The sequence below is a fragment of the Cytobacillus depressus genome (assembly GCF_008923245.1).
GTDB classification, from domain to species: Bacteria; Bacillota; Bacilli; order Bacillales; family Cytobacillaceae; genus Cytobacillus; species Cytobacillus depressus.
Window position 1 is genome coordinate 604,895 of sequence record NZ_WBOS01000002.1, and the last position, 26,254, is coordinate 631,148.

General features: G+C 36.7%; 21 protein-coding genes and 2 pseudogenes. 17 read left to right on the forward strand and 6 right to left on the reverse strand.

What is annotated here, in order from left to right; genetic code table 11:
• The first annotated feature begins 134 nt into the window (after window positions 1-134).
• From F7731_RS08260 to folD, 7 genes and pseudogenes are all read left to right on the forward strand, one after another.
• Window positions 135-1,586, forward strand: a complete 1,452-nt coding sequence (locus F7731_RS08260; RefSeq protein WP_151534286.1) for an alanine/glycine:cation symporter family protein — start codon at window positions 135-137, stop codon at window positions 1,584-1,586.
• A 143-nt stretch (window positions 1,587-1,729) separates the two neighbouring features.
• Window positions 1,730-2,563 (forward strand): serine O-acetyltransferase, encoded by an 834-nt coding sequence (locus tag F7731_RS08265; protein ID WP_151534287.1) that lies wholly within the window; start codon window positions 1,730-1,732, stop codon window positions 2,561-2,563.
• A 105-nt stretch (window positions 2,564-2,668) separates the two neighbouring features.
• Complete coding sequence (locus tag F7731_RS08270; RefSeq protein WP_151534288.1) at window positions 2,669-3,472, forward strand: alpha/beta hydrolase family protein; 804 nt, start codon at window positions 2,669-2,671, stop codon at window positions 3,470-3,472.
• 330 nt (window positions 3,473-3,802) lie between these two features.
• Window positions 3,803-5,163: pseudogene (gene dsdA / locus F7731_RS08275) on the forward strand (D-serine ammonia-lyase).
• Between the two features lie 56 nt (window positions 5,164-5,219).
• Window positions 5,220-6,125 carry a formyltetrahydrofolate deformylase gene (purU, locus tag F7731_RS08280; RefSeq protein ID WP_151534289.1) on the forward strand — a complete coding sequence of 302 codons (906 nt, stop codon included), beginning with the start codon at window positions 5,220-5,222 and terminating at the stop codon, window positions 6,123-6,125.
• A gap of 61 nt (window positions 6,126-6,186) precedes the next feature.
• Window positions 6,187-7,449 (forward strand): serine hydroxymethyltransferase, encoded by a 1,263-nt coding sequence (locus tag F7731_RS08285; protein WP_151534290.1) that lies wholly within the window; start codon window positions 6,187-6,189, stop codon window positions 7,447-7,449.
• Between the two features lie 114 nt (window positions 7,450-7,563).
• Entirely contained in the window at window positions 7,564-8,427 is an 864-nt protein-coding gene (gene folD / locus F7731_RS08290) for a bifunctional methylenetetrahydrofolate dehydrogenase/methenyltetrahydrofolate cyclohydrolase FolD (RefSeq protein WP_151534291.1), read from the forward strand.
• 102 nt (window positions 8,428-8,529) lie between these two features.
• On the opposite strand, the gene F7731_RS08295 is transcribed toward folD, so the two are convergent.
• Window positions 8,530-9,072: a helix-turn-helix domain-containing protein gene (locus tag F7731_RS08295; protein ID WP_151534292.1), complete on the reverse strand. Its 543-nt coding sequence runs from the start codon at window positions 9,070-9,072 to the stop codon at window positions 8,530-8,532.
• Between the two features lie 141 nt (window positions 9,073-9,213).
• Window positions 9,214-10,494: a serine--tRNA ligase gene (gene serS, locus F7731_RS08300; protein WP_151534293.1), complete on the reverse strand. Its 1,281-nt coding sequence runs from the start codon at window positions 10,492-10,494 to the stop codon at window positions 9,214-9,216.
• 343 nt (window positions 10,495-10,837) lie between these two features.
• On the opposite strand from serS, the gene mutS reads away from it, so the two are divergent.
• Together mutS and mutL are read left to right on the forward strand one after the other, a co-directional pair.
• A complete protein-coding gene (gene mutS / locus F7731_RS08305; protein ID WP_212031156.1) occupies window positions 10,838-13,441 on the forward strand; it encodes a DNA mismatch repair protein MutS in 2,604 nt (867 codons plus the stop codon).
• Window positions 13,442-13,465: 24 nt separating this feature from the next.
• On the forward strand, window positions 13,466-15,325 hold the full coding sequence (gene mutL, locus F7731_RS08310; protein WP_151534294.1) for a DNA mismatch repair endonuclease MutL: 1,860 nt from the start codon (window positions 13,466-13,468) through the stop codon (window positions 15,323-15,325).
• Between the two features lie 398 nt (window positions 15,326-15,723).
• Here the strand turns inward: mutL and sda are convergent, their stop codons facing one another.
• Window positions 15,724-15,870 (reverse strand): sporulation histidine kinase inhibitor Sda, encoded by a 147-nt coding sequence (gene sda / locus F7731_RS27250; protein ID WP_425481986.1) that lies wholly within the window; start codon window positions 15,868-15,870, stop codon window positions 15,724-15,726.
• Between the two features lie 372 nt (window positions 15,871-16,242).
• On the opposite strand from sda, the gene F7731_RS26390 reads away from it, so the two are divergent.
• The gene (locus tag F7731_RS26390; RefSeq protein WP_170289653.1) at window positions 16,243-16,383 is read left to right on the forward strand and encodes a hypothetical protein; all 141 of its coding nucleotides are present in this window, start codon (window positions 16,243-16,245) and stop codon (window positions 16,381-16,383) included.
• Between the two features lie 51 nt (window positions 16,384-16,434).
• Here F7731_RS26390 and F7731_RS26815 read toward each other — a convergent pair.
• Window positions 16,435-16,530, reverse strand: a pseudogene (locus F7731_RS26815) (hypothetical protein); the annotation flags it as partial.
• 274 nt (window positions 16,531-16,804) lie between these two features.
• Window positions 16,805-17,812 carry a rod-share determining protein MreBH gene (mreBH, locus tag F7731_RS08320; protein ID WP_151534295.1) on the reverse strand — a complete coding sequence of 336 codons (1,008 nt, stop codon included), beginning with the start codon at window positions 17,810-17,812 and terminating at the stop codon, window positions 16,805-16,807.
• 340 nt (window positions 17,813-18,152) lie between these two features.
• Here mreBH and miaA point away from each other — a divergent pair, with 340 nt between their 5' ends.
• The 7 genes from miaA (at window position 18,153) to glnA (ending at window position 25,383) form a co-directional block, all read left to right on the forward strand.
• Window positions 18,153-19,112: a tRNA (adenosine(37)-N6)-dimethylallyltransferase MiaA gene (miaA, locus tag F7731_RS08325; protein ID WP_151534296.1), complete on the forward strand. Its 960-nt coding sequence runs from the start codon at window positions 18,153-18,155 to the stop codon at window positions 19,110-19,112.
• A gap of 28 nt (window positions 19,113-19,140) precedes the next feature.
• Complete coding sequence (gene hfq, locus F7731_RS08330; protein WP_151534297.1) at window positions 19,141-19,371, forward strand: RNA chaperone Hfq; 231 nt, start codon at window positions 19,141-19,143, stop codon at window positions 19,369-19,371.
• A gap of 478 nt (window positions 19,372-19,849) precedes the next feature.
• Window positions 19,850-20,797, forward strand: coding sequence for a stage V sporulation protein K (gene spoVK, locus F7731_RS08335; protein WP_151534298.1), 948 nt, complete (start codon window positions 19,850-19,852; stop codon window positions 20,795-20,797).
• A 145-nt stretch (window positions 20,798-20,942) separates the two neighbouring features.
• Window positions 20,943-22,199, forward strand: coding sequence for a GTPase HflX (gene hflX, locus F7731_RS08340; RefSeq protein WP_151534299.1), 1,257 nt, complete (start codon window positions 20,943-20,945; stop codon window positions 22,197-22,199).
• Between the two features lie 13 nt (window positions 22,200-22,212).
• Window positions 22,213-23,481 carry a methionine gamma-lyase family protein gene (locus F7731_RS08345; RefSeq protein ID WP_151534300.1) on the forward strand — a complete coding sequence of 423 codons (1,269 nt, stop codon included), beginning with the start codon at window positions 22,213-22,215 and terminating at the stop codon, window positions 23,479-23,481.
• Between the two features lie 137 nt (window positions 23,482-23,618).
• Window positions 23,619-24,017: a MerR family transcriptional regulator gene (locus F7731_RS08350; protein WP_151534301.1), complete on the forward strand. Its 399-nt coding sequence runs from the start codon at window positions 23,619-23,621 to the stop codon at window positions 24,015-24,017.
• Between the two features lie 31 nt (window positions 24,018-24,048).
• Window positions 24,049-25,383 carry a type I glutamate--ammonia ligase gene (gene glnA / locus F7731_RS08355; protein WP_151534302.1) on the forward strand — a complete coding sequence of 445 codons (1,335 nt, stop codon included), beginning with the start codon at window positions 24,049-24,051 and terminating at the stop codon, window positions 25,381-25,383.
• A 116-nt stretch (window positions 25,384-25,499) separates the two neighbouring features.
• Here the strand turns inward: glnA and F7731_RS27050 are convergent, their stop codons facing one another.
• Complete coding sequence (locus F7731_RS27050; protein WP_281352236.1) at window positions 25,500-25,634, reverse strand: hypothetical protein; 135 nt, start codon at window positions 25,632-25,634, stop codon at window positions 25,500-25,502.
• Window positions 25,635-26,254: the final 620 nt, after the last annotated feature.

Genomic DNA, 26,254 nt, shown 5'->3' on the forward strand with positions numbered 1-26,254 from the left:
TTGAAAGGAAATTATTCTTTCCTTTTAAGATTAATGAATGAATTATTTATTAGTCTAATCACTTTTGTTAGTAGAGATAAAAGATTCTAATATTAATATTTAGTACTTTTCAAGTATTTATTAGGAGGATGTTTATGGAGGATTTTATTAACAGTATTAATGGAGTTTTATGGGCAACTCCTGTTATTTATATCTTATTAGGTGTTGGATTATTATTTTCAATTTTAACCCGCTTTCTTCAGGTTAGACATTTTCCGGAAATGATTAGACTGATGTTCGACGGAAAAAGTTCGGAGGCAGGAGTATCTTCTTTCCAAGCTTTATCAATGTCACTTGGAGGGCGAGTTGGGACAGGAAATATTGCAGGTGTTGCTACAGCAATTGCATTTGGTGGTCCCGGTGCTGTTTTTTGGATGTGTGCTATCGCTTTCTTAGGTGCATCGAGTGCTTTTATTGAATCCACATTGTCACAGATTTATAAAGTGAAAATAAATGGTGAATATAGAGGGGGGCCATCATTCTATATTGAAAAAGGGATTGGCTGGAGATGGTTTGCTGTCCTATTTGCTTTTGCCTCTATGTTAGGAATGGCCTTGCTTTCTGGTACTCAATCAAATACTACAGTAGTAGCGATAAAAAATGCTTTTGGAATGAACCATTATCTTTCAGGCGCAATTTATGTTGGAATATTTGGTCTTATTATTTTTGGAGGAGTTAAAAGAATTGCAGGTTTCGCTCAAATTATTGTTCCATTTATGGCAATAGGCTACATCTTGATGGCTTTAGTCATGATGGTTCTAAATATTTCTGAAGTACCGGCTGTCATTACATTAATTTTCAGAAGCGCCTTTGGATTAGAACCCGCATTTGGCGGGATAGTCGGAATGGCAGTAATGTGGGGAGTAAAACGTGGAATTTTTTCTAACGAGGCTGGACAAGGTAGCGGTGCACATCCTTCAGCTGCAGCTGAAGTTTCCCATCCTGCGAAACAAGGTTTCGTTCAAGCATTTTCGGTATATATTGATACTTTACTTGTGTGCGCTGCAACAGCGTTTATGATCTTGACTACAGGTATGTACAATACTCAAGCTACCGACGGCTCTTACATTGTGAATAATATAGGCGAAGTCGAAGTTGGTCCAGCGTATACACAAATTGCCATTGATAGTGTTATTCCTGGATTCGGAGCTGGATTTGTGGCTGTTGCCTTATTATTCTTCACTTTCACTACACTTGTTGCATACTATTACATTGCAGAAACAAATCTTGTCTATTTAACTCGCGGTAAAGATATGAAATGGGCTTACCATCTATTACGGTTTATTATGATAGCTATTGCATATTATGGGGTTGTAAAATCGGCTGCATTAGCCTGGGCATTAGGGGATGTTGGAGTAGGGATCATGGTTTGGATCAACGTCATTGCAATATTAATTCTTGCCAAACCAGCATTAATCGCATTAAAAGACTATGAGCGTCAAAAGAAACTTGGGTTAGATCCAACTTTTGACCCTGTCGCATTGGGGATTAAGAATGCAGATTATTGGGAAGAAAAGATAAAAAAAGAGAAAGAGCTGGCTTCCTAAAATGATTACTTTTAATCTTTGATTGATAAAGATTAATGAAGGTAATAAAATGATTTCTTTTAAGAAAAGGGAGGCATTAACAGTCTTCCTTTTCTATATAATTTCATTAATTCGTTTAGATTTTAATAATGAGGTTGATATAAATGGAACAAGACCGATTATTGAATGTTTATAAAAATTTAGTCGAAAATTATCAAAGGCATACTAAGCTTCAAAATTGTCCAACGAGTATTGATCTAACATTAGTTCCAGATTTTGTTGATGTCTTAATAAAAACACTGTTGCCAGAATACTTCTATTCCAATCTAGACAATTCTCTTACATTAAACAATTTGACTACTCTGCAAAGGCAAGTTAAACAATTAATGTCATATATTGATGACCCGGAATTAATTCAAGATAAATCATTTGAGATTCTTGAAAAAGTACCCGCATTACGTATAAAAGTATTAAAAGATGTGGAAGCTGCTTATCTAAAAGATCCTGCAGCAAAGAGCTATGAAGAAATAGTACTTACCTATCCCGGAATATTTTCAATCATTGTGCATCGCATCTCTCATGAATTTTATAAAATGGGCTTTTCACTTATTGCTCGTTCGATTTCAGAACATTCTCATAGTAAAACAGGCATAGATATTCATCCAGGTGCGACAATTGGGCATAGTTTTTTTATGGACCATGGTACAGGAATTGTAATTGGTGAAACAACAGTAATTAGGAATAATGTTACAATTTATCAAGGTGTAACACTTGGAGCATTCTCATTTGATAGAGATAAAAATGGAGAGATAATAAAAGATGGGAAACGGCGACATCCTGTTATTGAAGACAATGTTACAGTTTATGCAGGAGCCACAATATTAGGTGGAGAGACGATTGTAGGGAAAGACTCAATAGTTGGAGGAAATGTATGGCTTACAAAAAGTATCCCAGCAGGTAGTAAAGTGGTATCAGAAATTCAAAATCGAATTATTTAATAATGCATTTAATTTTTTCATCTGGCAAGTAAACGATTGAAAATTATTAAATCAGCCTTATTTGCAGCTTAAAGATTTTATAGTCTAAATTTCAAGGGGGATTTAATGGAAACACCTATTGTGATTAGAAATAGAAATAATAAAACATTAGTAGGGATGCTTCATGTCCCTGAGTCTAATTCTTCAGGACCAATGGTCGTATTTGCACATGGGTTTTTAGGTATTAAATCTGCACCACACCGAATATTTATTAAAATGGCTAGACAGTTAGCAAATCATGGAATTGCATCTTTACGGTTTGACTACTTTGGAAGCGGAGATTCAGAAGGTGAATTTGTGGATGCTACTATTTCCAGTGAAGTAGCCGATCTAGGAGATGTATTAAATTTTGTTACCAATTTAGAACATTATTGCGTTACCAATGTTGGACTAATTGGGTATAGCTTAGGGGGATGTATTGCCTCCCTAGCCTTATCTAATTCTCCTACTCCGATTTCAAGTATTGTCATGTGGGCACCAGTTTCTAATCCTTTTTGGAATTTTGTTCACATCCTTGGTGAGGAGAGAGTAAATAAAGGTTTAAATGGGCAACCTATCGAATTTGAAGGAGAGCAGATCGGTTCTCAATTTATTAAAGAGCTACTTAGCATTGACCCAATTGTTAGTATTAATCATTACAATAATCCGATTCTAATTATTCATGGTGAAGATGACAAAGATGTTTTATTAATAAATAGTTTAGTTTATCAGCAAGTTTTTCAGCATTCTTCAAGCCAAGTGATTATTCATAGATCAGCTGGTCATCTGTTTGGTACACGTGAAAGTGAAAATGATTTAATAAGCCAGACACTAGACTGGTTTAAAAATATTTTTCACATAAATGAAAGCCAGACTATCGCATTACAATAGTTCATTTCATACTGAACAAATCAATAATAGGAGAAATAATTCTATTTGTTGGGGTACCGGTCTATTTTAGATCGGTACTTTTTATTTACTATAAAATTCTTAATATAAATACTTAAAGATCGCTTCCCTTGCGTTTTATACATTTATTATCTTCAAATGATTCCTCCAAATAAGCACATTCCACTTAAAAATATCATTATAATGAATTTTTTGAATTGACAAATACTAAAAACGCCACTATAATAATAATTAATTCATTATAATGAATAAAACAACCACTTAAAGAAAATGAGTGATTTCCATTTTAGTGAAAGGGGTGACGTAATGGCTATGAAATTAATTGAAGATTGGAAAAAAGAATACCCTATTATCCAAGATATAATGCGTTATAAAGAGGTCTTTTGGAACAATGATGCCTATGAAGAAACAAAATATGCTCTCCAGAAACTGCATCTGGGTGAAAAAGATATATTTGAAGCAGAAGCAAGATTAAAGAGGTTTGCCCCATTTATTGCAAAAGTTTTTCCCAAAACGGCTGTAAGTAATGGCATTATTGAATCTCCGTTGGAAGAAATTCCTTTTATGAAAATGGAGCTAGAGAGAATGTATGGGACTTGTATAGAAGGCTCCTTGTTACTAAAACAGGATAATCTTCTGGCTGTTTCTGGTTCAGTGAAAGCCAGAGGTGGAATCTATGAAGTTTTGAAAATAGCTGAAGAACTAGCCCTAACTGCTGGGTTAATGCAGCTTGAAGATGATTACAGTAAATTGGCTGATTCTGAATTTAAAGAGTTTTTCTCAAACTATTCGATTGTTTGTGGGTAACCGGGAATCTAGGATTGAGTATAGGAATAGTAAGTACAATATTAGGTTTTAATGTAACAATTCATATGTCAGAAGATGCTAAACAGTGGAAAAAGGAAATGCTCAGAAGTAAAGGTGCTGTTATTGTAGAGCACGCTAATGATTATAGCATGGCCGTTGAAGAAGGAAGAAAGCAATCACTAGCTGATCCAAAAAGTTATTTTATAGATGATGAAAATTCTGAAGCGCTTTTTTTAGGATATGCGGTAGCAGCATTAAGGTTAAAAAAGCAATTAATAGAAAAAGGTATTAATATTGATGAAAGTAATCCGCTATTTGTCTATTTACCATGCGGTGTGGGCGGCGGTCCCGGGGGAATTGCATTCGGGTTAAAAATTGTTTTTGGGGACAATGTTCATTGCTTCTTTGCTGAACCCACTCATTCTCCTTGTATGCTTCTAGGATTAATAACAAAGGAGCATAATAATGTTTCTGTTCAGGATTTTGGGCTAGATAATCGAACAGAAGCGGACGGATTAGCGGTAGGCAGGCCTTCAGGATTTGTAGGTAGACTTCTAAATGAATTGATCAGCGGTGTTTATACCGTTTCAGATGATTGTTTATTTGTCTTACTTAGTACTTTAGCTGACAGTGAAAAAATAAAACTTGAGCCCTCTGCTCTGTCAGGAGTATTAGGACCTGTAAAGCTATTCAAATATCAAACTCAGTATATCACAAAACATAATTTAGAAACATCAGTAAAAAATGCTACTCATATTGCTTGGAGCACTGGAGGGAACATGGTGCCTGAGGATGTCTGGGTTTCATATTACAAAAAAGGATTGTACAAATACAAAGAACTAGGTATTTCATCTATTTCGAATTAAAACTATTAAATAATCACTTAAATATTTTTGGAATTTTGTGATTGGAGGAAAGAAATATGAACACAGCAAGAAGCAGTGTAGTTCTAGAAGAAAGAAGGGTTAGTAAATTAAAGAATCGTGCAGTCCTATTAATTACTTGTCCTGAGGATCTAGACGTTATTTCAGCTGTTTCTAATTGCCTAGTATATAATAAAGCATCCATTTCACAGTTGGACCAACATACAACTGATCCTTACGAAGGAATGCTTTTTATTCGTTTTGAAATAGAACTGGATCCAAACGAAAAAGCAGTAAATCAACTAAAAATTGATTTACAAGAACTAGCGATTAAATACAACATGAATTGGAAATTGAAAACCGATACTGAGATTAAGCGTATGGCTGTTTTTGTTTCCAAAATGGATCAGCATTTATTGGAACTAATATTAAGGGCACAAACAAAAGAAATTCCAGTTGAAATCGCATTGGTAATTAGTAACCATCCAGATTTGAAAGAAACTGTAGAATATTATGGTATTCCTTACTATCATATTCCAATAACTCCTGAAACAAAAGCGGAAGCAGAATTTAAAGAGCTTCAGCTTTTAGCAGAAGCAGAAGTTGATTTTATTGTCCTTTCAAGATATATGCAAATTTTAAGTCCATATTTTATTTTAAAATATGAAAATCGCATAATTAATATCCATCATTCATTATTGCCAGCATTTATTGGGGCTAGACCATATGACAGAGCATATGAGCGTGGTGTTAAATTCATAGGGGCAACTGCACACTACGTGACAAGTGATCTTGATGCAGGACCGATTATTCATCAGGATGTGCATCGTGTTAGTCATCGTCATAGAGCAAAAGATCTAAAGGTGATTGGCAGTCATGTGGAAAAAAGTGTACTTGCTCAAGCTGTTACCTTGCACGCTGATGATAGAGTTATCGTTCATGAAAATAAGACTATTATTTTTTGATTGAATTTTCTAAAAGATATTAATTTATTTATTATACAAAAAATTAACTGGGGTGATTGCAATGTTAGAAGCAACTAAATTAGCAGATGAAGAATTATATCATATTGTCGCAGGCGAGCTTAAACGCCAAGAGAATAATATCGAAATGATTGCATCAGAAAGTACTGCTCCAATTGAAGCGTTAGAGCTATCTGGTTCTGTTTTTACAAATAAAACCCTTGAAGGCTATCCGGGAGCACGTTTTCAGTCAGGAGCGGGATTTGCTGATCAAATGGAAATATTAGGTGTTGAAAGATGTAAGGCTCTTTACCAAGCAGAACATGCTAATATTCAGCCAATATCAGGGTCAACAGCAAATTATAGTGTATATGCTGCAATCTTGAAGCCAGGAGATACTGTGCTAGCAATGCGCTTAGACCAGGGTGGACATTTAACACATGGAAGCCCTGCAAGCACAACGAGTAAATTTTATAATTTTGTTTCATATGGAGTTCATAAGGATACAGAGCAAATTAATTATGAAGAATTAGAAGCACTAGCGATAGAGCATAAACCAAAGCTAATCGTATCTGGTGGCAGCTCTTATCCACGATTAATTGATTATGAACGAATTGGAAACATTGCCAAAAGCGTGGGCGCTTACTCGATGGCTGATATTGCCCATGTCTCTGGATTAGTGGCAGCAGGTATTATCCCGAGTCCGGTTCCGTGTACAGACTTTGTAAGTTCTTCAACAACTAAGACACTATGTGGACCGCGTGGAGGAATGGTTTTATGTAAAGCAGAGCACGCAAAAGCACTGGATAGAGGGGTATTTCCTCGAACTATTGGCTCTATGCATTTACAAGTTATGGCTGCTAAAACTTTTGTGTTAAAGCGCGCAGCTACTGAAGAATTTAAACAAACGATGATTCAAACTGTTAAAAATGCTCAACATTTAGCAACATGCTTAGAAAAGCATGGATTCCGAATTGTAAGTGGAGGAACAGACAATCATCTTGTTATGGTTGATCTTCGACCTAAAGGAATAACGGGAAAAGATTTTCAGGATGCATTGGATTATGTCGGAATTACAGTTAATAAGAACATGATCCCTTTTGATACAGAGAAACCGTCTATTACGAGTGGCGTACGAATTGGTACAACAGCTATCTCTCAAAGAGGATTAAAAGAAAATGAAGTTAAGCAAATTGCAGATATTATGAACAGAGTGGCTCAAAATATTCATAATGTTGAGGTTTTGGAAGCTTGCAAGATCGAAGCAATTGAATTAATTAGTAAATTTCCATTGTATAAAGAAAAATTTGATGTAGTAAGCATTTAAAAAAAATGATAGAAATCTAGAAGGCAGGTTAGATTCAGAGTCTAAGCTGCCTTCCATATGTTCAAAAAAAATAAAGCCAAAAGAATGACACATTCTATGGAGGATGATCTAATTATGACGGCAGAGCTCATTAAAGGATTCGAAATTGCTGAAAAAAAACGAAAGGAAATAAAAGAAAAGGTAATTAAATTAAAGGAACAAGGTATTACGCCTGGTTTAGCGGTGATTCTAGTTGGAAACGATCCCGCTTCCCGTTCTTATGTGACAGGAAAAGGCAAAGCAAGCAATGAAGCAGGTATTCACTTCGAATTGATTGAGTTTCCCGAAAACATTACAGAGGAGCGTCTTTTGCAGGAAATCAACCGAATAAATCAGGACGAAAACATTCATGGTCTTCTAGTGCAACTTCCTTTACCAAAGCATATCCATGAAGAGTTTGTAATCGAGAGGATTTCTCCTGAAAAAGATATAGATGGATTTCATCCTATAAGCATTGGCCGAATGATGACAGGGCAGGATACATTTCTTCCATGTACTCCACATGGAATTATTGAGCTTATTAAAGAAAAGCAAATCGATATGAATGGGAAACACGTAGTAGTTATCGGACGCAGCAACATTGTTGGGAAACCGGTAGGGCAGTTATTCCTAAACGAAAATGCTACAGTCACTTACTGTCATTCAAGAACAACCAACTTAAAGGATTTAACAAAGCTTGCTGACATTTTGGTTGTTGCAGTTGGAAGAGCAAAGCTTATTACAGCCGATTACATAAAAGAAGGAGCAGTAGTAATCGATGTTGGTGTAAATCGTTTGGATACAGGCAAGTTATGCGGAGACGTAGATTTCGAGGATGCATTAAAAGTGGCTAGCTATATTACTCCCGTGCCGAAAGGAGTAGGACCAATGACGATTACAATGCTTTTACACAATACAGTTCGTTCTGCACAGCGAGCAAAAGCAATAAGCATACATTAAGAGTTATACTATTATCTACTAGACAGAATTTATGAGATGGCAAAAAAGTAAAAACTGACTTCCTCTAAAAGGAAATCAGTTTTTTACTTTTTACCATTTATTTTAAAAGGAAGGTGGAGTAACTACCCATAGACTAATACAATCTTCGTTTCCAATATTTTTATAATAATGAGGGATCGAGGAGTCAAAATAAATAGAATCACCCTCTTCTAATACATATGAATTTTCCCCGATCTTGTAGAATATTTTCCCTTTTATTATATAGCCGAAATCTTCTCCTACATGGCTATGAGGAAATTCTCCTGAGTTAGCACCAGGTTTTAGTGTTACCAGCATTGCTTCCATTGATTTATTCTGTGATGGGGAAAGAAGTTCATATACAATTGAATTATCTTTTGATTTAATAATAGTCACTCTTTCATCCTTACGCACGACACCCGTTCCATCATGTTCATCTTGGAACAATTCAACAAGTGAAATGGATAGAGCATCTACAATTTTTCGCAAAGATTCAATTGTTGGGCTATTTAGATTACGTTCGACATTGCTTAAATATCCGTTAGATAATCCTGTTTTTTGAGCTAAATCAGCGATTGTTAATTTTTGCTTTTTTCTAATTTCTTTTAACTTTTCTCCGATATTCATCGTTACATGGCCCTTTCAGAGAGTATTTACCACTCCAATTGTATTGAAAAAATTTATGCGGAGTCAAGAAAATTAATAATTTACAGGGCGATTCAGCTGAATAAGCAAGTTTGCTGAATAAAACACGTCTCTAAAATGGGGTTATTGCTTAGTAATTCGTTCTAGTCCATTCATATATGGTCGTAGAATTTCTGGAATGATGACGCTACCGTCTTCTTGCTGATAATTCTCTAAAATTGCTGCTACAGTTCGTCCAACGGCCAATCCAGAACCGTTAAGTGTATGGGCAAACTCCGTTTTTCCATCTAATTCTCTACGAAAACGGATATTTGCGCGTCGAGCTTGAAAATCTTCCAAATTACTGCATGAGGAAATTTCTCGATAGGTATTATAGCTAGGCAGCCAGACTTCTATATCATATTTTTTTGCAGCAGTGAAACCAAGGTCACCCATGCACATATTAAGTACTCGGTAAGGTAAGTTTAGTAGCTGAAGTACTTTTTCAGCCTCAAGCGTAAGTTTTTCTAATTCATGATAAGATTCTTCAGGCCTAGTGATCTTTACTAACTCAACCTTATTAAATTGATGCTGTCTTATTAAGCCTCTAGTATCTCTTCCTGCTGAACCAGCCTCTGAACGGAAACAAGAGCTTTGTCCGACATAATAAATTGGAAGTTGCTCCAGAGATAAAATATCATCACGATGGATATTAATTAGTGGGACCTCTGAAGTCGGAATAAGGAAATAATCTTTTTCGTCTAATTTAAATAAATCCTCTTCAAATTTTGGCAGCTGTCCAGCAGCAATTAGACTTTCCCGATTAACAATATAAGGAGGAATGACTTCTTCATAGCCATGTTCCTCAATATGTAAATCGATCATAAAGTTAATTAATGCTCTTTCTAATTTAGCCCCTAAGCCTCTATAAAAGACAAATCTGCTCCCTGTTACTTTAGCAGCAGATTCGAAATCTAAAATTCCGAGTTCTTTGGCAATATCCCAGTGTGGTTTAGGTTCGAACGAGAACTTATTAAGGGTTCCTACGTGACGAACAGGTACATTATCTTCTTCAGTTAGTCCTGTAGGCACACTTTCATGTGGAATGTTTGGTATAGAGTACATAATAGTTTCTAACTGTGATTCAACTTTTCGAATTTCTTGATCGTATTCTTTAATCTGATTTGAGACAATTTTCATTTCAGAAATTAATTCGGCAGTATCTTGTTTTTCTCGATTCAAAATGGCGATATTTTCTGAAACTTTATTTCGTGTTTCTTTTAGATTTTCACTCTTAAAAATTAGAGATCTTCTTTTTTCATCTAATTCAATAAATTTATCAATTTCGTTTAATTTTTCTCCTCGATTAGCTAAAGCAGTTTTCACACTATCTAAATCATTTCTTAACCTTTTTATGTCTAACATTATATCCACTCCTAATTATATAGTTGAAAAAGAAATGCTTGTATAAGAGATTACAACTGAAAAAAGTTCTATATATGTGCTACTAAAGAGAGTCTTATTAAAATAAGCTCTAGTAATTCACTATAAAAACTTTTTGTTCACTATAATTTATTATACAATAAAATTTGGAATATTCAACCTCGTCATTGAGAGCGTTTGTAAGTGAAATGGAAGTTGTTTTTCATACATTAATATTGAAATTTTGTATTTCTGGCATGAATATGAGAGATTCAATTTATGTTATAATGAAACGTAGGTTTTTTGTTTTGAACCAATAGATATAAATGAATTTTTGGAGGATATTATGGCAGGTTATACGCCTATGATACAGCAATATTTAAGTGTAAAGGCAGATTATATGGATGCCTTTTTATTTTTTCGTCTTGGTGACTTTTATGAGATGTTTTTTGAAGACGCGATAAAGGCTTCAAAAGAGCTTGAAATTACCTTAACGAGCAGGGAAGGCGGATCGGAGGATCGCATTCCGATGTGTGGTATACCATATCATTCCGCTCCCCAATATATTGAACAATTAATAGAGCGTGGATACAAAGTAGCTATTTGTGAGCAAACAGAAGATCCGAAACAAGCAAAGGGTGTTGTAAGAAGAGAAGTCGTCCAGCTGATTACACCTGGAACAATGATGGAAGGTAAGGGTCTTCACGAAAAGGAAAATAACTATATCGCATCAATTACAGATTTTGATGATGGCACATTTGGATTTGCTTATAGCGATCTTTCAACAGGTGAAACGAAGGTAACGATGTTTAGTTCCGGTTTTGACGAAGTGTTAAATGAAGTTTCTTTATTAGGTGCAAAGGAAATGGTTATTCCTTCTACTTTTAAGGAAGAATGGCAGCAAAGAATGAAAGAGCGGTCTATTATGGCTTTTTCATTTGAGGATGATAATACCGGGAAGAGTGAATATCATCATCTACTTGAGGACATTAATCAGGATAAATTTTGCGAAACAATATCAAGACTATTTAACTATCTATACCGGACGCAGAAGAGGAGCCTTGACCATCTACAGAAGGTTTCCACTTATCAAACCCATCACTATATGAAAATTGATTATTTTTCCAAGCGGAACCTAGAGCTAACAGAAACGATTCGCTCAAAAGGGAAAAAAGGATCGCTGCTCTGGCTGCTTGATGAAACACAGACGGCAATGGGTGGAAGACTATTAAAACAATGGGTAGATCGACCTTTAGTTAATGAGCAAGAAATTATCGATCGGCAAAGTCTAGTAGAAACTTTAATAACGGCCTACTTTGAACGCGAGGAACTTAGGGAAAAGCTGAAAGAGGTTTATGATCTCGAGCGCCTTGCGGGGAGGGTAGCCTTCGGGAATGTTAATGCTCGCGATTTAATCCAGCTTAAACGTTCTTTAATGCAGATTCCTTATATAAAGGATTTACTGACAAAGCTTTCAAGTGAAGAGGCAATGACACTTTCAGATCGCCTTGATACTTGCGGAGAAATTGTTGATCTATTAGATAGCGCAGTTATCGAAAATCCCCCATTATCTATTAAAGATGGAAATATCATTAAGGATGGCTATCACACTGAATTGGATCAATTCCGTGATGCCACACGAAATGGAAAGACTTGGATTGCTCAGCTTGAGAAACAGGAGCGGGAGAAGACTGGGATCAAATCCCTTAAAATTGGCTACAATCGTGTGTTTGGCTATTATATTGAAGTAACTAAAGCAAATCTTCACCTTTTACGTGATGGACAATATGAGAGAAAACAGACATTAACAAATGCCGAGAGATTCATTACTCCAGACTTGAAAGAGAAGGAAGCCCTTATTCTTCAAGCCGAAGAGAAGAGTATAGAGCTTGAATATGAGCTATTTACAACTCTTCGGGAGCATGTGAAGGAGTTCATTCCAAGACTGCAAGCATTAGCTAAATCCATTAGTGAATTGGACGTGCTGCAATGCTTTGCAACAGTGAGTGAAGCGAGGCATTATGTGAAGCCAACATTTTCGAAAGAGCGCAAAATGGTTATTAAAGATGGCCGTCATCCAGTCGTTGAAAAAGTGATGAATGCTCAGGAGTATGTCCCGAACGACTGTTTTATGGATGTTGACCGAGAAATGTTCCTTATTACTGGACCGAATATGTCAGGGAAAAGTACGTATATGCGCCAAATTGCCTTAACGGCCATCCTTGCGCAAATTGGCTGTTACGTCCCGGCTTCAGAAGCCGATCTCCCGATTTTTGATCAAGTTTTTACAAGAATTGGGGCGGCGGATGATTTAATATCCGGCCAAAGCACATTTATGGTCGAAATGCTCGAGGCTAAAAATGCGATTGTCCATGCCACGCAAAATAGCCTTATTCTTTTTGATGAAATTGGCCGGGGGACTTCTACCTATGATGGAATGGCATTAGCACAAGCAATGATTGAATATATTCATAACCGAATTGGGGCAAAAACTTTATTTTCGACTCATTATCATGAATTGACAGTATTAGAAGAAAGCTTGTTGAAATTAAAAAACATTCACGTAAGTGCGATTGAACAAAATGGAAAAGTTGTATTTCTTCATAAGATTAAGGAAGGTGCAGCTGATAAGAGCTATGGGATTCACGTTGCCGAGCTTGCCGAACTACCTGAAGAGTTAATCAGCCGGGCAAATGAGATTTTAACAAGCTTTGAGCAAAAAGAGTCTGTTCACATTTCGAGTCCAACGAATAAGGAACCGCAAAAGCAAGTGGATTCTGATGCACAGCTTTCCTTCTTTGATGAACCAATGACGGTAAAAGAAAAAACGTCCAACTTTAAAGAAAAACATGTTTTAGATAAGGTGAAATCACTTGATATTTTAGATATGACGCCAATGCAAGCATTGAATACACTTTATGAGCTTCATAAAAAGCTGAGAGCAAATTAAAGTTTCAATAATGGAGGTGATACTATGGGGAAAATCATCCAGCTTGATGATGCACTTTCAAATAAAATAGCCGCTGGTGAGGTTGTCGAGAGACCTGCATCTGTCGTGAAGGAACTAGTAGAAAATTCAATTGATGCCGGAAGTACAATTATTGAAATTGAGACAGAGGAAGCTGGTTTAGCTAAAATCCGCATCATTGACAATGGCGATGGGATCGAAGAAGAAGATGTATTAACCGCCTTTCAGCGTCACGCTACAAGTAAAATTAAGGACGAAAATGATTTATTTCGCATCCGTACGCTCGGGTTTCGCGGGGAAGCATTGCCGAGTATTGCCTCTGTATCTAGAGTGGAAATTAAAACCTCCACTGGAGAAATTGGAACTCGGCTCGTTGTTGAAGGAGGCAAAGTCGAGACGATAGAAAAAGCACCGGGAAGAAAAGGGACAGACTTAACTGTCTCTGATCTTTTCTTTAACACACCGGCACGCTTAAAGTATATGAAAACGATCAACACTGAGCTTGGAAATATTACGGATGTTGTCAACCGTCTAGCATTGGCACATCCTGAAGTATCTGTTCGTCTTACTCATAATGAGCGCAAGCTGCTTCATACGAATGGAAGCGGTGATGTCCGTCAAGTTTTAGCGGCTATTTACGGGATGAACATCGCGAAAAAAATGATTCCCATTCAAGCAAGCTCACTTGATTTCAGAATAAGCGGATTTGCAGCTCTTCCAGAAGTAACTAGGGCCTCTAGAAATTATATTTCGACGATGATCAATGGCAGGTTCATTAAAAATTACGCTTTAGCAAAAGCCATTCAAGAAGGGTACCATACACTTTTACCAATTGGCCGCTACCCAATTGTGCTAATCAATATTGATATGGATCCAATCCTTGTCGATGTAAACGTCCATCCTTCTAAAATGGAAGTACGATTAAGCAAAGAGCAAGAGTTATATGAGCTTATGAGCGGCACGATTAAAGCGGCTTTTAAAGAACAAGAGTTAATTCCAGCTGGCTATACGCAACCAAAAGCAAGTCAACCAAAGCCGGAGCAGACTTATTTAAAGCTAGATCATCTACCCGCAAAAAGCAATTTTGAGGAAGAACGGTCTGAAATGCCAAAGTTCCCAACTTATGTTCGGGAAAGTCGAGATACTACTGAAGCAATTACGGTACAGCCAACACAAATCTTTGAAAATAAGTCCGTACAGGTGGAAGAGGAATGGTCTTTCAATGAAAATATGGAAATGGATGAACCTCCTATTCATTCACAAATAGAACAGAAGGAAGGCTCTCGGATACCTCCCTTTTATCCAATCGGACAAATGCATGGAACGTATATTTTTGCCCAAAATGAAAAAGGTCTGTATATCATTGATCAGCATGCAGCACAAGAACGAATAAAATATGAGTTTTTTAAAGAAAAGGTAGGCCAGGTAGCCGCTGAACTACAGGATTTACTCCTGCCGCTGACATTTGATTATTCTACTGATGATTGTATTAAAATTAATGAATACAAAGAAGAATTAGAAAAAGTCGGTGTATTCCTTGAACCATTTGGTCATAATAGCTTCATTGTCCGTTCGCATCCACAATGGTTCCCTAAAGGGGAAGAACAAGAGATTATCGAGGATATGATCGAACAGCTTCTATCGATGAAAAAGGTTGACATTAAGAAGTTAAGAGAAGAAGCGGCGATTATGATGAGCTGTAAAGCGTCAATTAAAGCAAATCATCATTTAAGAAATGATGAGATCCGGGCCCTGCTTGATGAATTGCGACAGACTACGGACCCCTTTACTTGTCCACACGGCCGGCCAATTATCATCCAATACACTACTTACGAGTTAGAAAAGATGTTCAAGCGTGTGATGTAATTTTAACCATTGAAGAATCCTTGGTATTATAAGATTCTTCAATGGTTTTTTGTATTTTGACCACATTAAACCCCTCTATTGGTTTAGAAGTTGGATATGATCGAAAAATGTCAGATTTTCATTTTCCTAAACTCAAAGAAGTGTCGGAGGGTATTTTGTTCGATGAATTTGACTTGTTGTATTTCTATGCATTGCAGATGCGGAATCCAGTGAAAGTAGCGTTTACATATATAAATAATTGTGAAGGTTATGTTGGAGAAAATATACAAGAAAAATGTGTTTTTACATTTTATTAAAAATCCTAAATATGAAGAGTTTTAAACAAATTGATAGTTCTGTTCAATTAATAGGCAAAAAAAAAGCTTCTTGAGAAGCAAAAAATAAAATTTTATAAATAGCTATATCCAAATATATAGGTTTCTTTCAATTAGTTCATCTTCTATTTGTCTAATGAATGATGATGAAAGCTTCAAATCACACGCTAGATGGTAAGCATTTAAGAGATCATTATTAGACAATATTTCTATTGAAACCAAAAGTACCACCCCTTTATTAAAAGATTTATTATAAATTACCCTTTGTTAATGATACTAAACTATTAATTAAAAATTTGATTAGGAGGAAAAGTTGATTGAAAGATTGGCAGAAAATAATGGAATGAATGGCACAAATGATATGAAATTTATTGATCATCTTTCTTCTAAAGATTAACAGCAAATGAAAAACATCAAGAATAAAGATAAAACCACCAGTAATAAATCAAATCAAAAGCTATCGGATCGTGACCTTGCTGAGTTGATGGGGACTAATAGGACTACTTAACGACGAATAAGAGGTGCGATTAGGAGAAATTAACAAAGTGTTGCAGGAATTTGCTAAAATCTCCCGAATAATGTATGAAAAAAGGAGATGAGGCAATGGAGCGGGTTATTGAAAAATGGATTTGCTCGAATTGCAGCATAGAGATTACAGATGAACGTGAGTACCTAGATAATAGTGGGGTATGCGATGACTGCTACAGTATCCCGATAAAGAAGAAACTAGGACTAAAATTATGAAGGAAAACATACCTTTGAAGAGATTTTGCTACTGTTTGGGAAGTGTAGCTACATTGGTGAAGTAACACAATTAATATGGTCATCTAATCCTAAATCTATAACCAACTCTTCTAATAATGAAAATGTTGAATCCATATGAGTATCATAGGAAAATGAACACATGACATTAGATGACCACACAAATGACCACCAATGCTCCATTAGGATGAGAAATTATACGGAAAAATAATATTGGTAAAATATAAAACTTGTAATAAATCTACAGAAACAAATGTTCGTGAAATTGTACGAAAGTTGCTTTTTGAACTCGTAATGTGACAACCATTATTTTAGATAATTATATTATGTAAACAAAAAAACCTAGTGCAAATGATTACTAATGTTTGCGCTAGGTTTTTTGTTGTTAGCAAATTTCAAAGTGTTATTTAACAGCTGTTTGCAGTTTATTGATATATTTCAGTGCTTTTCCAGTCCCGATAGCAACTGATTCAAGAGGATTCGGAGCTAGATGGACTGGGACATAGATTTCTTTTGCTAACCATTCTTGTAAGCCGTTAATTAAGGCTCCGCCCCCTGATAAAATAACCCCTCTGTCTACAATATCGCCGCTTAATTCAGCTGGACTTTCTTCTAATGTTGCACGTATAGCTTCAAGTATATGAAGCAATGATTCTTTCATCGCCTCTCTAATTTTATAGGAGGATAATGTAATAGTTTTTGGCAATCCTGTTACAAGGTCACGTCCACGGATTTCCATTTTTATCTCATCATGGTCAATTAGTGCATAGCCAATCTCCATTTTTACTTGCTCTGCTGTTCTTTCTCCAATTAACATATTGAATTCCTTACGAACATATTGAATAATATCATCATCCAAACGATCTCCGCCTACCCGTATAGAGTGACATGCCACTACGCCTCCATAGGAAATAATGGCTACCTCAGTTGAGCCCCCGCCAATATCAACAACTACATTGGCAACCGGTTCATCTACAGGCAAGCCAGCTCCAATAGCAGCTGCAACAGGTTCTTCTATTAAATGAACATTTTTTGCCCCAGCATGACGTACGGCATCATGAATCGCTCTTCTTTCAACACTTGTAGAGCCGGATGGGGTACAAATGACTACATTTGGCTTTCTTAACGAAAACCCTGCTTTTTTATTAGCTTTAGCCATTACATAACGCAGCATTTCAGTAGTCGTATCATAATCGGCAATCACACCGTCCTTTAATGGACGAATGGCCACAATTCTCCCTGGTGTTTTCCCAATCATTTCTTTTGCTTCTTTTCCTACGGCCAAGACTTTCTTCGTGTCCGTATCGATGGCGACGACAGAAGGTTCGTTAAATGTAACTCCTTTATTTTTACAATAAACTAAAATATTGGCAGTTCCTAAATCAATGCCTAATTCAGAAGATGTAATCATATATATAACTCCCACCTAATCTTTTACTATAATTTATATCTATAAATATTCTTCTCCTAAATTATCATGGCTTAGGGGGTAACAAATTCATTGTTATAAAATCGTTATGAAATTGTAATCTTTGATGAAAATATCACCAATTTTGATAGTATATTTTTCCTGTTATAATGAATAAGATGAGAATAGTTGGTGAATAATGGGTAAATATTGAAATTCGCACATATTCTATAAAGCCTAATCACTGAAAGTATTGAAGGTTTATGGTACGATAAGGGAACATAGTCCAGTAAACGATAGGGCAATGACATGTAGTCCGAATAAAGGCAGTGTGAAAAGTTTGATGGAGAAAGAAAAGCTTGTTATTCTAATCGGTCCAACAGCAGTAGGAAAAACAAAATTAAGTATTGAGCTTGCCAAAAGTTTGAATGGAGAAATCATTAGCGGCGATTCGATGCAGATTTATAAGGGGATGGATATAGGTACTGCAAAAATCAAAGAGGCTGAAATGGAGGGAATTCCTCATCATTTAATTGATATTAAGGATCCGGAAGAGCCTTTTTCTGCAGCAGAATTTCAAGAGCTTGTCAGGGAGAAAATTACTGAAATCACCTTAAGAGGAAAACTCCCGATGATTGTTGGCGGTACCGGTTTATATATACAATCCGTTATTTATGATTATCAATTTTCCGATGCCCCTTCAGATAGTGACTTTCGGCAAATGCTTGAAAAAAGGGCCGCTGAAGAAGGCAACGAAAATTTGCATCTAGAATTAAGTAAGGTTGATCCTGAAAGTGCGGAGAGGATTCACCCCAATAATGTCCGGCGGGTAATAAGAGCGTTGGAGGTATATCATTGTACTGGCAAAACAATCAATGAGATACAAGAACATCAAGTTCCGGAGCTAATGTATAATTCAGCCGTAATTGGGTTAACAATGGAAAGGGAAAAATTATATCATCGAATCAATCTTCGAGTCGATTTAATGATTAAAGAAGGACTGCTTTCCGAAGTGGAGAACTTATATAAACAAGGAGTATGGGATTGCCAGTCTATACAAGCGATCGGCTATAAAGAACTTTATGATTATTTTAACAGCAAGCTTTCCTTAGATGAAGCAATTACTCTATTAAAGCAAAATTCAAGGCGTTATGCGAAAAGGCAACTGACATGGTTCCGCAATAAGATGAATGTGGATTGGTTCGATATGTCGGATGTTAACAGCCAAAGTACGTTTGAAAAAAAACTTACGGAAATTTCAACACATATTGAAGGAAAGCTGCAAATAAAATCGAATACATAGTATTAGAGATAAAAGAGGAGGATACAGGATGAAAACATCTATTAATATTCAGGACCAATTTTTAAATCAGCTTCGTAAGGACAATACTAATGTAACGGTGTTTTTATTAAACGGTTTCCAAATAAGAGGTCAAATTAAAGGCTTTGATAACTTCACAGTCCTATTTGAGTCTGAAGGAAAGCAGCAGCTTGTTTATAAACATGCTATTTCCACTTTCGCGCCTCAGCGAAATGTTCAAATTGATATGGATAACCAATAAGAAAGAAAAGTTTTCAAGGGGTTCCGCTTCTAACGAAGCAGGACCCTTTTATTTTTGCTTTGTAAGATAGTTTTACGTCATGAATGCTTTTACAATTAATTGAATACATATAGGTTAGACATATATTCAACATAAAGCTCAACCTCATTCAGTGGGGGCTTCATCCCCCACAGAATGTTAGTTGAACATATCACGCTTAAAAACGCCACGTCCTCCCAAAAGCTCTGCTTTTGGTCGTGCGATGTAGAGTTGCCGTAGTGTTCCTTGTCCTGCGGTTTTCGCGTGACTCGGACATCCTGTCCATCGTCGGGTCTTTACGGGCTATTGGATCTCCCGTTTAGAAATTTTTTCTCATCTTCTTGGTGTGGGAGTCTTACAGCCCGTTGATCTGCGATAAAAGTTTGCAATGAAAATGGGCTTTTGTCACAATCTGAACTTCTAGGCGTATACTGTTTTTGAGAACGTGAGGTGAAAGCTTTTGGACCAGCCAATTCGAATGAAGAACAACGGGCAGATTAGTATTGTCCTAAATTCGCAAAAACGTGAAACTTTGACGAAAGATCCACCTGAATCTCAAATTATCCCAAAGGTGATTCCGCCAGAGCATACAGCTTTAAAAGATATAGAAGAGGAATTAAATGCACTTGTCGGAATGGAAGAAATGAAAAGAATGATTAAAGAAATTTACGCTTGGATATATGTGAATAAAAAAAGAGAAGATGTGGGCTTGAAGGCGGGAAAACAAGCGCTTCATATGATGTTTAAGGGAAACCCTGGCACTGGTAAGACAACGGTAGCAAGATTAATCGGCAAGCTTTTTCAAAAAATGAATGTTTTATCAAAAGGTCATTTAATCGAGGCTGAGAGGGCAGACCTTGTAGGTGAATATATTGGCCATACTGCACAGAAAACGCGAGATTTAATCAAAAAAGCAATCGGCGGGATTTTATTTATTGACGAAGCTTATTCACTTGGAAGGGGCGGGGAAAAAGACTTCGGCAAGGAAGCGATTGATACGCTTGTAAAACATATGGAAGATCGTCAGCATGAATTCATTCTGATCCTAGCTGGATACTCGCGTGAAATGGAATATTTTCTTACGTTGAATCCTGGTTTGCATTCACGCTTTCCGCTCGTGATTGATTTCCCAGACTACTCCATAACCCAGCTTTTAGAAATTGGCGACAGAATGTTAAAGGAGCGGGAATATTCATTAAGCCATGAAGCTGAGAAAAAGCTCCGTGATCATTTGCAATGGATAAAAATCCATTTAAATCCATTAAGCTTCTCAAACGGAAGATATATACGAAATGTAATTGAAAAGTCAATCAGGGCACAAGCGATGAGATTATTAATGCAGAATAGCTATGAACGGCATGAATTAGTCACATTAAGAAGCAATGATCTTGTTTTTGAAGAAGATTAGTTTGAAGGGATTCCCATTTAGGAATCCTTTTAATATTTTGGTCGAACTTCACGTCATAATTAGAGTTACATAATCATTTTTGTTATGATAGGATATAGTGGTTTTCGTGTGTATTAACAGTACTTAATGGAAAGTAGGAAATTGATTGGTACATAAAAGTGAGTTTGAGAAAGTGATCCTCGTTGGATGTCAAACGAATGAAAAAGATCAACAGTTTGGCTATTCGATGGACGAGCTGGAATCTTTGACCGAAACTGCTAAAGGAATGGCTGTAGCAACTTTAACACAAAAGCGTGATCGCATTCACTCAGCTACATATATAGGGAAAGGCAAAGTGTCTGAATTAACTGCATTGCAAGAGGAATTAGAAGCGGATTTAATTATTTTTAATGATGAATTATCACCAAGTCAAGTACGCAATCTTGCTGCAGAGGTAAATGCAAAAATTATTGACCGTACACAATTAATTTTAGATATTTTTGCCGGGAGGGCACGTTCTAAAGAGGGGAAACTGCAAGTAGAATTAGCCCAGCTGCAATACTTATTACCCCGTTTAACAGGGCAAGGGATACAGTTATCAAGGCTTGGAGGCGGGATCGGTACTCGAGGTCCTGGTGAGACAAAGCTAGAATCAGATCGACGGCATATTAGGAATCGTATAAATGAAATTAAAAATCAGCTTTCCGTAATTGTCCAGCATCGCGAACGCTATCGTGAGAGAAGAAAAAAGAATAAAGCTTTTCAAATTGCGATCGTTGGCTATACGAACGCAGGCAAGTCGACGCTATTCAACAGATTAACAGAGGCAGAGTCTTACGAGGAGAATCAATTATTCGCAACGCTCGATCCGATGACTAGAAAGCATATTTTGCCAAGCGGCTTTACGACACTTCTAACAGATACAGTCGGGTTTATACAAGACTTGCCAACAACATTAATTGCTGCTTTTCGCTCAACGCTCGAAGAAGTAAATGAGGCGGATCTTATTCTTCATGTTGTTGATAGTTCAAGTCCAGATTATTATCAGCATGAACAGACAGTAAATCATCTATTAAAGGATTTAGAAAACGAACAAATTCCGCAACTTACAGTATATAATAAAAAAGATGTCAAACATCCAGATTTCGTTCCCGTTGCAAACACGAAGTCTATTCAAATTAGTGCCTTTGATGAACAGGATCGCCACCATTTAAAATGTACGATAGAAGAAATGGTGCTTGACATGATGAGTTTTTATCATGTTGAAATTCCTTCCTCTGAAGGAAAACTGCTCTCACAGTTAAAAAATGAAACGATTTTAAGGGAATTATTTTTCCATGAAGAAAAGCAAATCTATGTTTGTAAAGGTTATTATCTAGAGAACCACCATATTGCAGGACAGTTGCATAAATTTAGAATATAGATAGGAGAACATCATGTTTCAACAGTTATCAAATGGGGAAATGCTGCAGCCAATTGTAAATGAAATTGAGCAGCAAATTGCTGATGTATTAAAGAAAATCGATAATAGAATCGATGAAAATCAATTTCGCGTTTTAAAAAGCTTTCAAAATAATAGAGTAAGTGACGCTCATTTTATCCCAACAACGGGGTATGGGTATGATGATATGGGCAGAGATACGCTTGAAAAAATATATGCTGAAGTATTTGGTGGGGAAGCGGCCGTTGTCCGTCCTCAAATTATTTCAGGAACACATGCCATTTCAATCGCCTTATTTGGAGTGCTTCGTCCTGGCGATGAATTACTTTATATTACAGGGAGACCGTACGACACGTTAGAAGAAATCGTTGGTCTTAGGGGAAATGGTGTTGGTTCTTTAAAGGAATTCGGCATTACATATAATACTGTCGACTTAATGTCTAATGGGAGTGTGGATTTTGCTGCTGTAGCTAAAGCGATTAAGCCCAATACAAAAATGATTGGCATTCAGCGGTCAAAAGGTTATGCAACAAGGCCATCCTTTACCATTGCCCAAATTAAAGAAATGATCAAATTTGTTAAAGAAATTAAATCAGATGTCGTCGTGTTTGTTGACAATTGCTATGGTGAGTTTGTTGAAGAAAAGGAACCTTGTCATGTGGGGGCAGATTTAATGGCGGGCTCGCTTATTAAAAATCCCGGCGGAGGACTTGCTAAAACTGGGGGATATATCGTGGGCAAGGAGAAATGGGTAGAGGCATGTTCCTATCGAATGACTTCCCCTGGAATAGGTGCAGAAGCAGGTGCATCACTATACAGCCTGCAAGAAATGTATCAAGGTTTTTTTCTAGCGCCGCATATTGTTGGACAAGCGCTAAAGGGCGCTGTATTTACTGCAGCAATGCTTGAGCGTCTCGGAATGAATTCCTCGCCGAAATGGAATGCGGTCAGAACAGATTTAATTCAATCTGTTCAATTTGATGATCGGGAAAAAATGATCGCTTTCTGTCAGGCCATTCAGTATGCTGCTCCGATAAACTCACATGTAACCCCTTATCCAAGTGCAATGCCAGGGTATGAGGATGAAGTCATAATGGCAGCTGGAGCTTTCGTACAGGGCGCGAGCATTGAGCTTTCCGCTGACGGACCAATTAGACCGCCATATGTGGCATACGTTCAGGGGGGATTGACTTATTCCCATGTAAAGATCGCAGTTTGTACTGCAATAAATGGATTGATTGATAAAGGATTAATACAAATATAATTCACAAAAAAGTGCAGCTTATTTGCTGCATTTTTTTTTTTTTGAAAATCCATGTGAGGAAACCTAACATCATATTGACAAGAAATCTAACATTCGGTTATATTTATTTTAGAAAATAAGAAAAGGAGGAGAAATAAGTGACTGGAAGCAAGATTCGCCGTTCCATGCCGCTTTTTCCAATTGGGCCTGTCATGCAGCTTACCGATTTGACTGCACGACAAATTCGGTATTATGAAGAACACCAATTGATTTCTCCAGCTAGAACTGATGGCAATCGCAGAATGTTTTCGTTAAATGATATTGATAAACTTCTTGAAATTAAAGATTTAATTGATCAAGGCGTAAATATTGCAGGGATCAAACAGCTTTTTTCCATTAGTAATCAAGGACCTGAAACTTTATCAAAAAATAAGAAAACAGAACGAAGGCTATCAAATGATGAAATTAGAAGGCATTTACGCAAGGAAATCGTGCAGGCAGGAAGATTTAACTTACCATCTATGAATCAAGTAAATATGAACCGCTTTTTTCATTAACGGTTAGTTTAACAACTAAGGAGGAACCAAAATGGCAAAATTCACTAAAGAAGACATTAGAAGAATTTCTGAAGAACAAAACGTAAAATTTATTCGTCTCCAATTTACAGATATTTTAGGAACGATTAAAAACGTTGAAATTCCAATAAGTCAATTAGAAAAAGCGCTAGACAATAAAATGATGTTTGATGGTTCTTCCATTGAGGGCTTTGTTCGAATTGAGGAGTCAGACATGTATTTATTTCCTGATCTGAATACATGGGTTGTTTTTCCTTGGACGGCGGAAAAGGGAAAGGTTGCTCGCCTAATTTGTGATATTCATAATGCGGATGGTACACCATTTCAAGGCGATCCAAGAAATAACTTAAAGCGTGTATTGAAAGAAATGGAAGAAATGGGCTTTACAGATTTTAATCTTGGGCCTGAGCCGGAATTTTTCTTATTTAAATTAGATCAAAATGGAGATCCATCACTTGAACTAAATGATAATGGCGGATACTTTGACCTTGCTCCGACAGATCTTGGTGAAAATTGCCGACGGGATATCGTACTTGAGCTAGAGGAGATGGGCTTTGAGATTGAAGCGTCTCACCATGAGGTAGCTCCAGGTCAGCATGAGATTGATTTCAAATATGCAGATGCCCTTACTGCCTGTGACCAAATTCAAACCTTTAAACTTGTAGTAAAAACGATTGCCCGTAAACATGGTCTCCATGCTACATTTATGCCAAAGCCTCTTTTTGGTGTGGCGGGCTCAGGGATGCATTGCAATGTATCGCTTTTTAAAGAAGGGAAAAATGCCTTTTTCGATGAAATAGGTGATTTGCAGCTAAGTGAAACAGCGCGTCAATTTATTGCAGGTATTCTTAAACATTCAACTGGCTTTACAGCGGTGACAAATCCGACTGTGAACTCTTACAAACGATTAGTACCAGGCTATGAAGCACCATGCTATGTTGCTTGGTCTGCACAGAATCGTTCACCACTTGTCCGAATTCCGTCATCAAGAGGTGTGAGCACACGTGTAGAGGTGCGCAGTGTCGATCCCGCAGCAAACCCATACCTTGCCATGGCCGTATTATTAAAAGCAGGTCTTGATGGCATCAAAGATAGACTTGTCCCGCCGGCTTCAGTTGATCGCAATATTTATGTGATGAGCAAAGAAGAAAGGATAGCGGAAGGAATTGATGATCTTCCATCTACACTATCAGAAGCATTAAATAAATTAAAAGCAAATGAAGTCATTGTCTCAGCTTTAGGCGGACATATTTTTGAACATTTTTGTGAAGCAAAGGAAATTGAATGGGAAATGTTCCGTACTCAAGTCCATCCGTGGGAGCGAGAGCAGTATATGACGATGTATTAATCCGTAGAACCCTTGATACCATTGGTATTGAGGGTTTTTCTTTTTCGGACATTTTTATAAAATTGTTGGAAGAAATCTAACTGCCCGAGAAATGCCCGGATTTTATTTCTTAAAAATTATTCGAGAACATTCTTCATGTATTCCTCGAATTTATCCATTCTGTCTATTTCAATCTTTTTGCTTATGTGCGAATAAACAATAGCAGTAGTTTGCATACTTCCATAGCCTAAACGCTCCTGAATGTATTTCATATCCGCACCAGCTTCTATTTGTAGAACTGCGTGAGTATCCCTTAATGAGTGAATGGGGAAAAGGGAAATCCTGCTTTTTAAAAAATTCTTGAAAAGGAATTGAATAGGATAGACTTCGGCATGTAATTACCATCATTGCGGCAAAGCACTAGGTTTAAATCGAATCATTCAATACTATTTTATTTTGATTTTGGTATTTCTTATGGAAGTGCGCATCGTTCGAAAGAGATTGACTTATAGTGATAATTCGCTTGGAACGATACGTTTTCGTATCTCCTATAATTTCTTCGGGATTATTTGCTCTGCTTTCTTTAAAATCTAAAGCTTTAGAGCTGTGAAGGAAGGGCAACCAATATTGGAGATAAAAAAAAGCACCGATTATGGTCGGTGCGGAAGGAATAAGAATTATGGCTAACCAATCCTAATTCTTATTATAAATAAATTGTATTTTATTTGTCGTAATTTGTCGATTATTGTTTTATGGTAACAAAGGTTAGTAATTACTGAATTACCATTTATGACGCTATTTTTGAATTATGTTTCCTGAAGATTAATAAATAGATCCATCAAATTATTTAATGATGGATCTGCATGCAGGGCAGTTAATCTCCTTAGATTGT

What these genes read in the sequence shown, in the direction of transcription:
- F7731_RS26390 (WP_170289653.1), top strand. Translation starts at nt 16,243, where the DNA reads ATGGAGCGGGTTATTGAAAAATGGATTTGCTCGAATTGCAGCATAGAG.
- hfq (WP_151534297.1), top strand. Translation starts at nt 19,141, where the DNA reads ATGAAAACATCTATTAATATTCAGGACCAATTTTTAAATCAGCTTCGT.
- F7731_RS08270 (WP_151534288.1), top strand. Translation starts at nt 2,669, where the DNA reads ATGGAAACACCTATTGTGATTAGAAATAGAAATAATAAAACATTAGTA.
- mutL (WP_151534294.1), top strand. Translation starts at nt 13,466, where the DNA reads ATGGGGAAAATCATCCAGCTTGATGATGCACTTTCAAATAAAATAGCC.
- F7731_RS27050 (WP_281352236.1), bottom strand. Translation starts at nt 25,634, where the DNA reads ATGAAATACATTCAGGAGCGTTTAGGCTATGGAAGTATGCAAACTACT.
- F7731_RS08345 (WP_151534300.1), top strand. Translation starts at nt 22,213, where the DNA reads ATGTTTCAACAGTTATCAAATGGGGAAATGCTGCAGCCAATTGTAAAT.
- mreBH (WP_151534295.1), bottom strand. Translation starts at nt 17,812, where the DNA reads ATGATTACATCTTCTGAATTAGGCATTGATTTAGGAACTGCCAATATT.
- F7731_RS08285 (WP_151534290.1), top strand. Translation starts at nt 6,187, where the DNA reads ATGTTAGAAGCAACTAAATTAGCAGATGAAGAATTATATCATATTGTC.
- F7731_RS08295 (WP_151534292.1), bottom strand. Translation starts at nt 9,072, where the DNA reads ATGAATATCGGAGAAAAGTTAAAAGAAATTAGAAAAAAGCAAAAATTA.
- serS (WP_151534293.1), bottom strand. Translation starts at nt 10,494, where the DNA reads ATGTTAGACATAAAAAGGTTAAGAAATGATTTAGATAGTGTGAAAACT.
- folD (WP_151534291.1), top strand. Translation starts at nt 7,564, where the DNA reads ATGACGGCAGAGCTCATTAAAGGATTCGAAATTGCTGAAAAAAAACGA.
- purU (WP_151534289.1), top strand. Translation starts at nt 5,220, where the DNA reads ATGAACACAGCAAGAAGCAGTGTAGTTCTAGAAGAAAGAAGGGTTAGT.
- mutS (WP_212031156.1), top strand. Translation starts at nt 10,838, where the DNA reads ATGGCAGGTTATACGCCTATGATACAGCAATATTTAAGTGTAAAGGCA.
- F7731_RS08260 (WP_151534286.1), top strand. Translation starts at nt 135, where the DNA reads ATGGAGGATTTTATTAACAGTATTAATGGAGTTTTATGGGCAACTCCT.
- F7731_RS08265 (WP_151534287.1), top strand. Translation starts at nt 1,730, where the DNA reads ATGGAACAAGACCGATTATTGAATGTTTATAAAAATTTAGTCGAAAAT.
- miaA (WP_151534296.1), top strand. Translation starts at nt 18,153, where the DNA reads ATGGAGAAAGAAAAGCTTGTTATTCTAATCGGTCCAACAGCAGTAGGA.
- glnA (WP_151534302.1), top strand. Translation starts at nt 24,049, where the DNA reads ATGGCAAAATTCACTAAAGAAGACATTAGAAGAATTTCTGAAGAACAA.